An 11,923-nucleotide genomic window follows, 5' to 3' on the forward strand; every position below is an offset into this window, starting at 1 on the left:
TCATCTGATCGAAGAACGACATGCGCGTTCGCTGTAGAGGTGATCATTTGACGCGTCGATCAACACGAATCACCAAAACGATCTGCCGGCCATGAGCCATTGACTACGATCGGTTCATTGTCATCACCCGAGAGAATCAAAAGCATATGAGAGCTAGAAACGTGATTTGCAAAAGTGTTGTGTTCGGGTTGTTAGTCGCGATTGCCACGACCGGTTACGCCCAATCAAAGCCCAACATCATCTACCTCATGGCCGACGACCAAAATGTCGGGTCGATCGGCTGCTACGGGAATCCCGAGGTGCAGACACCCAACATGGATCGGTTGGGGCACGATGGATTGATTTTTGACCGTCACTACAACACGACGTCAATCTGTATGGCCAGTCGTGCGAACGTGATGACGGGAATGTATGAATACAAAACCGGCACAAACTTTGAACACGGCAACATGAAGCCAGAGGTTTGGGCGAAATCCTATCCAGTGCTCCTGCGCGAAGCGGGTTATCTGACTGCGTTTGCCGGCAAATTCGGCTTTGAAATTGATGGATTGAATCAGACCAAGGGGCTTCCGGAAAACGATTTTGATTTTTGGGGCGGCGGTCCGGGGCAAACGTCGTACAAGACCGCCAGCAATCAATCGATGGCAAAGTATGCTGAGGACCACCCGCACTCCACATTGTCATACGGTGCATTTGGTCAAGATGTGATCAAACAAGCCGTACAGCAGGACAAGCCGTTCTGCCTGTCGATCAGTTTCAAAGCGCCGCACCGCCCCGTCACTCCCGACCCGCAATTTGACGCTGTCTACGCTGGAAAAAGATTTACGAAACCCGACAATTTTGGACGTGAGGCAGGACAGCATCTGTCGCAGCAGAGCAAGCAAGGGCGTCAGTATGTCCGTTTCGCCGAATGGGAATACGACAGCAACTACGACGCTGTGATGGCCAAATACTATCAGCTTGTCTATGCGATCGATGTGTCGTTGGGAATGATCCGCGCCGAACTCGATGCACAAGGAATTGCTGACAACACGGTGATCATCTACACCAGCGACAACGGCTACATTTGCGGGGCGCATGGCTATGGATCGAAGGTGTTGCCAATGGAGGAGTCGGCTCGCGTGCCACTGCTGATCTTTGATCCCCGCAGTCCGTCTGCGGGCAAAAAACAACGCAGTTCGGCATTGACGGGCAACATCGATTTTGCGCCCACGATCCTCGAGCTTGCCGGTGTGTCGGCGCCACAATCAATGGACGGCGTCAGTCTGTTGCCGCTGTTAAATGACCCGGCAGCGGATGTTCGCGAGCAGTTGGCATTCATCAATGTATGGGGGGCACTGCCAACGAAAAGTCTGACCTGTCTGACCAAGGAGTGGAAATACACGTACTGGTGGTATGGTGATGCGGAAATGGAGCCGACCGAGGAACTGTTTCATTTGAAAACGGATCCTCTGGAAATGAAAAATCTGTCTAGGGATCTTGAATCAGGAGACGTGCTAAACACCCTGCGCTCAAAATATGATGAACAGCTGGAGCGATGGAAACAGCAGGCCGTTTCCTACAACGATTATCAGCAGTACGGGGTCCTGTTTGATCGAACGATTCCGGTCGATCAGAAACAATTTCAGAGACCGAAACGAAACAAACCCTAAACGATTGCGGTTGATTCGATGCAGATAAAAATGATGAAACTGTTCGCGATGACGCTATTGGTCTTGATGACCGGGAACGCGTGTCTTGCTGACGACACGGCAGCGGACTTCTATGTGGCCGCCACCGGATCTGACACTTGGTCGGGGACACTGGCGGATTCCAATCAGCAAGCCAGCGATGGTCCGTTCGCAACGATACAGCGTGCTCGTGACGCCGTTCGAGAACTGAAGAAAAGTAAAGCGACGGACATCGTGGTGCTTGTTCGCGAAGGAAACTACACGCTCGACGAGACCCTTGTTTTTGGTTTGCAGGATTCTGGGGAAGGCCCAGCGACGATCACCTATGCGGCCTATCCCGGTGAGACGCCGGTATTGAGTTCCGCGCGAGAGATTTCAAAGTGGAGACAAGCCGATCCGAATCTTCCCAGGCTGGCAAAGCAGGCACGGGGCAAGGTCTTGGTCGCCGATGTTTCCGGAAGTTTCAAGTGTCTCTTTGACCAGGAAGGCCTTTTGCCGCGTGCCCGGTCGGCAGGATTCATCCCAATGAAGGGCAGTGGTCGCAGCGAGCTTCGTTTTCCAAAAGGCAAGTTGAAGCGTTGGCCGAACGTCAACGACGTAGAAATTGTCGTGCGTCCACATCACGCCTGGATCGTGAACGTACTGCCGTTGAAGTCGGTCGATGAAGTGAATCAGATCGCTTATACGTCCGTCGATGCGACCTATGCGATGAACGAACTCCATTTTTTGAAGGGAACTGAATCCTGCTGGGTAGAGAACGTCTTGGAAGAACTTGATGAACCAGGCGAGTGGGCGCTCGATACCACCGAAGACAAGCTCTATCTGTGGCCGCGAAACGAGACGACCGTCGTTGCTCCGCAATTAAAGGAACTCATTCGCATCGAAGGTGCAATTGACAAAGACGGTCCGAAGGACGATCCGGTGCGCAATCTGCACTTTCGAGGCCTCACATTTCAACATGGCGACCGTGACACGTTGACCGATGAGGATGCTGGCCTACAGCACGATTGGGAGATGCACGACAAGGCAACTGCCTTGCTGCGTCTACGCGGAGCGGAAAACTGCAGCATCGAGAATTGTCATTTTGCCAACAGTGGTGGAGGGGCGATCCGAGTGGATTTGCATGGGATCGAAAACACAATCTCAAACAACCACATCGAGCAGATAGGAGGTTCCGGCATTTTGCTTTGTGGCTATGGCCCGGGAACAAAAGATGTGAACCGGAACAATCTCGTCTTCAACAACCACATCCACCATACGGGACGAATCTATTCGCATTCACCCGGCATCATGGTCTGGCAGAGTGGCGAAAACCGCGTCGCGAACAATCTGATTCACCACACCCCTTACACGGGTTTGATTCTCTCGGGGTGCATGACCGACTTTTTTGCGAGATCCGGACGAGAGTTAACTCGGACCATCCGGTGGCATGAAGTGGGTGGCAAGCCATCCAAGAAAACACTCGATCAGGTGCGTCCTTTTTTGCACACGCATGACAATCGAATCGAATACAACGAGATCCATCACGCCATGGAAGCACTGGGCGATGGCAACGCGATCTACATTCGGGGTGCGGGCGCTGGAAATGTGATTCGTCGCAATTACGTTCATCATCTGGTTGCGCCCATGATCATGCAGTGTGCGATCCGAACCGATGGTGGGCAGCAAGATACTTTGATCGCCGAAAACATCATCTACAAATGCACGTCGCAAGGCATCATGCTGAAACTGAATACGCGCGTCGAAAACAATTTGGTGGTGGACGTGATCGCGCCGCCACGTGGTTACTACCTGTCGGTTCGCGAAGGTCCATTGACGGGGGCAACGATCCAGCGAAATGTCTTTGTCTCCTACAACCGAGAAAGCCGGTTTATCGATGAGCTGCCGCCTGGAAAGGGAAAGCAATCCGAAGACAGAAGAGGGCGGTTGTTGGCACGTTCGAAGGATGCCGACACAGATTACAACATCTATTACTGCGCGACTGATCCGATGTTGGGCGCCCAAATGTTGAAACAGCAGCGAGGCAATGGTGTCGACGCCCATAGCCGAGCGGTCGATCCGCTGCTGATCGATCCTGAAAACGGCGACTTTCGGTTCCACCCCGATTCCCCCGCCCTGAAAATGGGCATCCTTCCCATCGACGTTTCAGAAATAGGTCTAAGGACAGAAATTTCATCGGACTGACCAGCGAGGATCACCAGTGAACCACCCTATGCCGGCGAACGTTTTTGTACGTTCCACCAAATTACGATTTGAATTCGTTTTCCGTCACGCGTTGCGTGCATCGTCAACGATCGCGTTCTGCCTGTCGCGAATCAGCAACATTTGCACCAGCGTTCCAGTTGTGGTCTTTGTTCTGGCCTGGGGATTCTGTGTCTGGGGCGCGTGCGCCCACGCTGACGAAGTGCAGCGCAAGGCACCGGCAAAGGCCCCGGACGGCAACTCCGATGCACAGGGATTTGTGCATCCTGGAATTGCCCACAGCAAGGCCAATATCGATTTTGTCAAAGCCAAGCTGTCCGCTGGCCAGCAGCCATGGGCCAATGCCTGGGAAAGATTGCAGGAATCTAGCTACGCCGACTTGGACTACCAGCCGAATCCTAGGGCACATGTTGAACGTGGCGCATCCAATCACCCAAATATTGGATCCTCGGATTTCTCCAATGATGCCGCGGCGGCTTATACACAGGCGCTGCGATGGGTGCTCTCTGACGACCCACGCTACGCTCGTAAATCAGCAGAAATCATCGATGCGTGGTCGACCACGCTCAAGACGATCCAGAATCACGATGCGAGGTTACTGGTCGGCATGGAAGGACATCTGTTTTGCAACGCCGCCGAGCTATTGCGGCACACTTGGGATGGATGGCCCGAATCCAGCCAGCAACAGTTTCGCGCGATGGCGAGAAACGTTTGGTATCCGATCATCAAAGACTTCTATCCATCGGCTAACGGCAATTGGGATGCATCAATGTTGCAAACCATGATCGCGATGGGCGTCTTCTTGGACGATCACGAGATGTTTGATCGAGCGGTGAACTATTTTCTTGCCGGCGAAGGCAACGGCGCGATTGGAAATTACTTCAATGATTTTGGTGAGTGCCAGGAATCTGGACGCGACCAAACTCACACGCAAATGGGGTTGGAATTTCTAGCCAACACTTGCGAGACGGCTTGGAATCAAGGAACGGATTTATACGGCGCAATGGACAATCGTTTGTTACTCGGTTTCGAATACACGGCAAAGTACAACCTGGGATTCGACGTTCGCTACGAACCGTTCCGCAGTTTTGAGGGCCGTTACCACTACAAAGAAATCTCAAAACGAGGACGCCTGCGTCCGATGTATGAAAAAATCTATAGCCACTACCATCACCGCAACGACCTGCCCGCCGAGTTCAGCAAACAGGCTTTGCTCGAAATACGTGATCGCGAAAACTCTGGTTCGCGAAACGGCAACCGCAGTCGCAATGGCCGACGCAGCGGTGGTCGCAGTTCGCTGCGCTGGGACACGTTAATGTTCGCTCGCTAAATCTCAACCTCCTCCATTCATTCACAGCAACTCATGATTCAATCTCTACGCATCTGCCTGCTCACGGTCGGGCTGTTTGTTTCCGGCTCCCTCGCTGCGGCTCCCCCGAACGTCGTGTTCGTTATTTCAGACGACCAAGGATACGGCGATCTTGGATGCACCGGGAATCCGATTGCGAAGACGCCAAACATCGACCAGTTGGCATCGGAGAGTTCTGGGCTGAGCGACTATCACGTTGCGCCAACTTGTTCTCCCACACGTTGCTCGTTGTTGACCGGGCATTGGACCAACCGCACCGGTGTCTGGCACACGATCATGGGCCGGTCGATGCTACGGGAGAATGAAGTGACCGTCGGTCAAATGTTCGCCGACGCCGGCTATGAAACGGGTATGTTTGGAAAGTGGCATCTCGGTGATAACTATCCTTATCGTCCCGAGGACCGTGGGTTCACCGAGGTCTATCGACATGGCGGTGGCGGGATCGGACAAACCCCAGACCTTTGGGATAACGCCTACTTCGACGGTTCTTATTTCCACAATGGAAAAATCGTTCCCGCCAAAGGCTACTGCACCGACGTCTTCTTCGAACAAGCGGGCGCCTTCATCAGTCGGTGTGCCAAGCAACAGAAGCCATTTTTTGCCTACATCTCCACCAACGCACCACACAAACCGCTGCACTGCCCGCCAAAGTACCTTCGTATGTATGAGGGGCAGTCCGAGAATATCGCCGCGTTCTACGGCATGATTACCAATATCGACGACAATGTCGGAAAGACGCGCCGGTTGATCGAAGAGCTCGGGATCGCGGATGACACGATTTTTGTATTCACCACAGACAATGGTACGGCCAGCGGCGCAAAAGTTTTTAATGCCGGAATGAGGGGCGGCAAGGGAAGCCCGTACGAGGGCGGGCATCGTGTGCCGTTCTTTCTTCATTGGCCAGCCGGCGGCATCACCAAACAGCATGACGTCGATCAGCTTACACATGCTGTCGACATTGTCCCCACGTTGCTTGAGATGACGGGCGTGAAAAAGCCTGATGGAGTGACGTTTGATGGCGTCTCGATTGCCGACTTGCTCGACCCAGCCAAAGACGTCGATTTCCCCGAGCGTTTTGTCATCAGTGATTCTCAACGCGTGCGAGATCCGATCAAGTGGCGCAGTTCATCGGTGATGTCGCAGCAGTATCGGCTGATCAACGGCAAAGAACTTTATGACATCACCACCGACCCAGGCCAGAAAAATAATATCGCCAAAGACAACCCAGAAGTTGTCGCATCGATGCGCGAGTTTTATGAGCAATGGTGGGCCGAGCTCAAACCGACTTTCTCACAGACCACCGAGATCTATCTCGGACACCCCGAGCACCCCGTGGTCACTCTCACCGCCCATGACTGGATCCAAAAGGTTTATCCACCCTGGCATCAAGGGGCCATTCGCGAGGCCGACCGAAAACATCCCGGTGCGGACAAACTGACTCACGAAGGCCACTGGGCGGTCAAGGTGATTCAAGATGGAAAGTATCAGATCTCGCTTCGCCGCTGGCCGGCCGAGTCGGGAGCCGCGATCAATGCCTCGCTTCCCGCCGGAGAAAATGTGCCGGGTGCCACGGTGGCATTTCGCACTGTCACTGGAAACGCCATCGGAGCGACCGAAGCGGTCCTGCGGATTAATGACAAAGATCTCGACCGAAAGCCTGTCAGTGGGGACGCTGAAGAAGTCAGTTTCGTCACGGATCTCAAGCAAGGTTCGTATCAGCTTGCCCCGGTATTCCAAATTCCAGAAGGTGAATTGGGGGCCTACTATGTGATCGTCACTCATCTCGATTGAGAGTGGTTTATTGACGTGTCCGGCCCTCCGCCTCGGCTTTCTCAACCAGTGCTGCCAACTGTTTCGTCAGCTCGGGGCGTTCGTCGGACAGATCATTTTGTTCGCCGGGGTCGTTCAAGAGATCATACAGCTCGCGTCCACTGTCGCTGCCGTATCGAAAGATCAATTTCCAGTTTCCGGTGCAGACGGCGATCGCGCTGTCTTTGCCATTGCCCTGAATCAAGACTGCTTCGCGCCCGTCGACGTATTTCGATTTGCCGAGCAAAACCGGCAGCAGGCTGAAGGAGTCTTCCGCCGTATCGGGTGGAAGTTCACGGTCAAGAATCTCGGCCGAAGTGGCAAACAAGTCGGTCAGATTGATCGTGCAATCAGAAGAACTTCCGGCCGCGATTCGTCCCGGCCAGCGCGCGATGAAGGGGATTCGGTGGCCTCCTTCATAGGCGTACCCCTTTCCATCTCGCCAAGGGCCGTTGGTGACGTGGCCCATTTTCTTGGCATCCTCCTTGGCCGTTTTGAACTTCGTTCGGATCGTCCCTGAGTCGTCCGCAAGGTTGAGTTTAACCCCCTGTGTCCCTTTGAAATCCTTTGGTGTGGATCCGTTGTCACTGGTGAAGACAACCAGCGTCTTTTGCGAAAGGTTCAGTTCGTCTAGCGTTCGCAGGATCGTTCCCACGTGGGAATCTAGTTCTTGGACGTGATCGCCAAACAGTCCGGCTTGGCTGGAGCCGCGAAACTCTGCGGCCGGGGTGACGTGGGTGTGTGGAGCGCAGGGAGTGAAGTACAGAAAGAACGGCTTGTCAGCATTTTTGCGAATGAATGCAACCGCTTTCTTCGTAAGAGTGCTGTCGACTTGGTCCTCGACGCGCGGTTGAGCAAGCCCGTCTGGAAAATCCTGTCGTTTGACAATGCGGTAGTCTTCGCCTGGTTTGCGACCCACCAGATCATGATTCTCGATGAAGGCTCTCGTGGAATCATTGTGATTGGAGGGCACGCCGAAGTGGTAATCAAAACCGACTTCCAATGGGCCTGTGATCGGCAGCTTGTTCCAATCCTTGCTGTAACCGAGATGCCATTTCCCGATCGCGGCGGACGTGTAGCCCTGTCCCTGCAGGAACGACGCTATGTTCATTCGGTCGGGGCGGAGTCGATAGCCGTTGCCTTTTTGGTGGAGACGCCAGGGGGATTGTCCGGTCAGCAATCCGTATCGCGATGGTGAACAGAGTGAGGCCGCCGAATGGGCATCCGTGAATTTCATGCCTTCGCTGGCAAGACCATCGATATTTGGGGTTTGGATCTTGGTCGCCCCATAACAACTGACGTCACCGTAACCCAGGTCGTCAGCAAAAATAATCACGATGTTGGGATTTGACGGCGGCGTGTCCTCGGCCGACACGCCATGCATTGCGATGAAAGCGACCGTCAGGAAGACAGCCACAGATTTGTTGTTACTCATGATCGTCCAGAGGCACCGTTGATGCGAGAAGTGGGTCACCGCACTAAAGTAAAACCGGTGCCGGAGTAGATCGCCAGACAAATATTGAGAAACGGCTGTTCAAAAATCAATTTTGCAGGCGGGTAGGGCTTGCCGCAGTTTTGCGACGCCTGCTGCGGTGCACTGAGTGCCTTCGAGTGTGATCAGTTGCAGATTGTTCATCTGCTTCAGTTGCATGATGCCTGCATCGGTCACCTTCGTACCAGGCAAACGTAGGGTTTGCAGCGTAGGTATCTTCAGAATCTGGGGGATCACTGCGTCGGTCACATCAGGATTGTTCGTCAGAGTCAGTTCGAGAAGCTGGTTGAATTCCCCCAATTCAGCGAGTTCCTTGTCCTGAATACCTGCCGAGTAGAAGCCGAGGTTTTGCAGAGTTGGCACCAACGGATGCAGTTTTCGCAACTGTTCCTTCGTGACGTAGCCCGGCGCCAACGTGCGTAGGCTTGTCATTGTGGCGACCAACTCGAGTGTGTCTGAGCGAGCGTTTGTGAGTGAGATCTGCAACCTACCCAATGAAAGCTTTTTCAGATGGTGTAGGCCGTTGTAGTCCACCTTGTCCGTGTCAATGATCAGGGTGTGTAGTCTGCCGATCACCGCAACACCAGCAAAATCGGCTTCGGTAAAAGGCCGATGGGCTGGGGTTTGGATCCCGAATACGTACGCCGCAGGATCTGTTGGAATTTCGGAAACTTGGTTGCATTCAAAACCTTCTTTGCCGCGTTGGTACCAAACCTCAGCACCTTTTTCGATCAACTCTCTAATGAACTCCCGTTCGTTCCTTTCCGAAATTCGATCCACGGTTTCAGACGGCGACGCTGTATTCCCTCTCGTGATCATCGGAGCAACCACTGAAGCTTCTGACGGGTTTGGCTTCCACCTCACCTCAATCAATTCGATCTCGCCACTGCGGATCGTAAAGTGTTTGGTGAATGTCTCTAAACCGCTGTCGCTAGTCAGCACGACATATTGTCCCGGTTCAAATTCACGACGTTCATCGCGTGTCTTCAGATCGATCGTAAAAGTTTCACCGCTCAGTGTATTTTTGATCGTGATCTTCTTGCCCTGCATCAAGGTTGCGAACCGTTCACCCTTGGACCGGATCTCCAGTGTCCCCGCAGGGGTTTTGATCGTGAATAAACCGAATGCCCACAGCGCAATCAACCCGCATATCAGCAACCCGACGGTGCCGCCAACAATTCCTGTCGGTTTGGCCATCAAGCGATGTTTCCGCGGCGCGAGCGACCGCTGATCATTGTTGGTGATCGACGGTTGGGATAAGAGCTGTGTCGCTTCCTGCGTTGAGTTCAGCTCAAACCCCAGACTGTTGCCATGTTCGGACACGGTGTCGATCTCGGATGCCGGCAAGAAGGCCATCGTTGTTCGATCGGGTTCCGTCTGGCGCTCATGATCCGGCGCCGCTTCAGCTGCGTCCTGGATCAACTGCATCAGGTCCGCGCCCTGGCAATACGGTTGCAGAACGGTTCTTAGTTCCTTGGGGTCGGCGAATCGCAGATCCGGATCGATCATCAGCATTTTGTCGCACGCCTGGACCACGTCGGCTGGCAAATCAGGGCGATGAAGCGACACACTGGGGGCAGGCGTGGATGCTTTGGCCACCAGCTTTTTGATGGTTGTGTCGTATTGGGGCGGTGCGAAAGGAAACGTTCCGGTGAGCAGCTTGTAGAGCGTCATCCCCAAACTATAGATGTCCGATCGGACGTCGACCGCCCCCGATCCCGACGCTTGTTCGGGGGACATGTAATCGAATGTCCCCATGACCTGACCGGTGGACGTCAACTCCCGGGCGTCGGTGGTATTGAGCCGGGCCAATCCCATGTCCAAAATACGCACAACGCCATCACGGCTGAGCATCAGATTGGACGGTTTGATGTCACGATGCACCAATCCGTGTTGATGGGCGTGCTGCAATCCGTCGGCGGCTTGGCAAATGATCTCGCAGGCGTCGGCGACTTCGATCTTTCCAAGTCGCTTGATGACTTTGCTTAAATCCATCCCATCGCAGAATTCCATCACCAGAAAATGAATGCCGTCTCGGTAGTCGGCATCGCTGGCGGTCACCACGTTCGGATGTGATAGTTTCCCGGCAGCCTGCATCTCACGATCGAATCTCGCGAGTAGTTCTGCATCGTTGGCCGTTTCATGAGGCAGCATTTTGAGGGCAACGTAGCGCCGCAACCTGGAATGCCACGCCTTGAAGACGGTTCCCATACCGCCTTCGCCAAGTTTCTCTCGCAGTTCGTAAGGGCCAATCCGTTTCGGCATGGACTTTCGGGCATCGCCGACGACCTGTTCCATGACACCGACAAGATCTGGATAGCGTTGTTGGTATTCGGCTAGATCGATGGGCAGGTTTTTGCGGACGCGATAATCCACCAGCAGGGCGAACAGAGCGTGGAAGCAGGCGGTACGTTCATCGCCACTGAACGCATCGAGAAACCTACCCAAATCGGCATCGCCGCCGGCCTTGATCGAAGATTCGTATTGCTCGGCGACATCATCGATGCGTTTGAGCAGTTCGACGGGTTCGGTTCCAAACAATGGAGATCACTTTCGACAGGATTGAAATTGGCGGTTTGAGTTTTGCATCAATTAACTCACCCCAAGCACGTCGATCCCCTCAAAAAATGGGAAATTAGATTCCAAATCGCTGTCCAGCAGCCGTTGTTGCTCAATTCAAGCGAAACTGTGTCCACACGGCACGGATGTAGTTGAGATAACGCTCGACCGATTTCACGCTGCAATCGCGGCGGTCAGCGATTTCTTGGTTTTTGTACCCGGCCAATCGCATCAGAGCGACTTCACGGTGCTTTTCGTCGAGCTGTGCGAGCAGTTCATCGCAGGACAGCGTCAGCTCGTTGAATGTGGCGTCGTCCTGCGATTGAAGCATCTCGGCAAGGTTCGCCGCGGCAATGCCATTGACCAGTCCCGACTCGCCTCGCTCTTGTCGTGTCTTCTGCTTGCGGTGAATGTTGGCGACCTTTCGCGCTGCGATGACAACCAGCAGTTGCCAGAAATCGTCGCGATTGGACAACCTTTTGAATCGACCCTCGCGGGCTCCCTGCCAGATGGCGCCGAGCGCACTGGCGGCAACGTCGCTGCTGTCAACGACGGTGGTTTTCGCCCCGCCAAGCTTCTTGTTGGCGAAATCACGGAGGTTCGCAAAATATCGATCCCACAGCGCGGTCATTGCATCGCAGTCGCCGGATTTCATCCCGGCAATCCAAGCGGAAACACTTTCGTTTTCATTAATCTGCTGTGACATGTGCAGAAGTATACCTGCCCCCTTCATTAGAAATGCCTCGCCGGTGAATTTCGCGGAGATTTTTGAGAGGATCCGCACCCAAATTGTTTTTCAAGAAAGCCTGAGGGGTTGGGGGT

General features: G+C 53.9%; 7 protein-coding genes. 4 read left to right on the plus strand and 3 right to left on the minus strand.

Translation table 11 applies throughout. From position 1 onward, the window contains the following. The first annotated feature begins 164 nt into the window (after positions 1 to 164). The 4 genes from NHH03_RS17115 to NHH03_RS17130 all read left to right on the plus strand — a co-directional run bounded on the left by NHH03_RS17115 (position 165) and on the right by NHH03_RS17130 (position 7,032). The gene (locus NHH03_RS17115) at positions 165 to 1,652 is read left to right on the plus strand and encodes a sulfatase family protein (protein ID WP_390895585.1); all 1,488 of its coding nucleotides are present in this window, start codon (positions 165 to 167) and stop codon (positions 1,650 to 1,652) included. Between the two features lie 33 nt (positions 1,653 to 1,685). Next, positions 1,686 to 3,854: a right-handed parallel beta-helix repeat-containing protein gene (locus NHH03_RS17120; RefSeq protein ID WP_253158287.1), complete on the plus strand. Its 2,169-nt coding sequence runs from the start codon at positions 1,686 to 1,688 to the stop codon at positions 3,852 to 3,854. 28 nt (positions 3,855 to 3,882) lie between these two features. Next, complete coding sequence (locus tag NHH03_RS17125; protein WP_253158209.1) at positions 3,883 to 5,202, plus strand: alginate lyase family protein; 1,320 nt, start codon at positions 3,883 to 3,885, stop codon at positions 5,200 to 5,202. Positions 5,203 to 5,316: 114 nt separating this feature from the next. Continuing rightward, positions 5,317 to 7,032, plus strand: a complete 1,716-nt coding sequence (locus NHH03_RS17130; RefSeq protein WP_253158210.1) for an arylsulfatase — start codon at positions 5,317 to 5,319, stop codon at positions 7,030 to 7,032. Positions 7,033 to 7,039: 7 nt separating this feature from the next. Here the strand turns inward: NHH03_RS17130 and NHH03_RS17135 are convergent, their stop codons facing one another. The 3 genes from NHH03_RS17135 to NHH03_RS17145 form a co-directional block, all read right to left on the minus strand. After that, the gene (locus NHH03_RS17135) at positions 7,040 to 8,485 is read right to left on the minus strand and encodes a sulfatase family protein (RefSeq protein WP_253158211.1); all 1,446 of its coding nucleotides are present in this window, start codon (positions 8,483 to 8,485) and stop codon (positions 7,040 to 7,042) included. Positions 8,486 to 8,584: 99 nt separating this feature from the next. Beyond that, positions 8,585 to 11,083, minus strand: a complete 2,499-nt coding sequence (locus tag NHH03_RS17140; protein ID WP_253158212.1) for a serine/threonine-protein kinase — start codon at positions 11,081 to 11,083, stop codon at positions 8,585 to 8,587. Between the two features lie 130 nt (positions 11,084 to 11,213). Then, positions 11,214 to 11,807 (minus strand): ECF-type sigma factor, encoded by a 594-nt coding sequence (locus tag NHH03_RS17145; RefSeq protein ID WP_253158213.1) that lies wholly within the window; start codon positions 11,805 to 11,807, stop codon positions 11,214 to 11,216. Between the last annotated feature and the right edge of the window lie 116 nt (positions 11,808 to 11,923).

The sequence above is a fragment of the Stieleria tagensis genome (genome assembly GCF_024129865.1).
Classification (GTDB): domain Bacteria; phylum Planctomycetota; class Planctomycetia; order Pirellulales; family Pirellulaceae; genus Stieleria; species Stieleria tagensis.

Coding starts and splice junctions, on each gene's coding strand:
- NHH03_RS17120 (WP_253158287.1), top strand. CDS start 1,686: ATGAAACTGTTCGCGATGACGCTATTGGTCTTGATGACCGGGAACGCG.
- NHH03_RS17125 (WP_253158209.1), top strand. CDS start 3,883: ATGCCGGCGAACGTTTTTGTACGTTCCACCAAATTACGATTTGAATTC.
- NHH03_RS17135 (WP_253158211.1), bottom strand. CDS start 8,485: ATGAGTAACAACAAATCTGTGGCTGTCTTCCTGACGGTCGCTTTCATC.
- NHH03_RS17145 (WP_253158213.1), bottom strand. CDS start 11,807: ATGTCACAGCAGATTAATGAAAACGAAAGTGTTTCCGCTTGGATTGCC.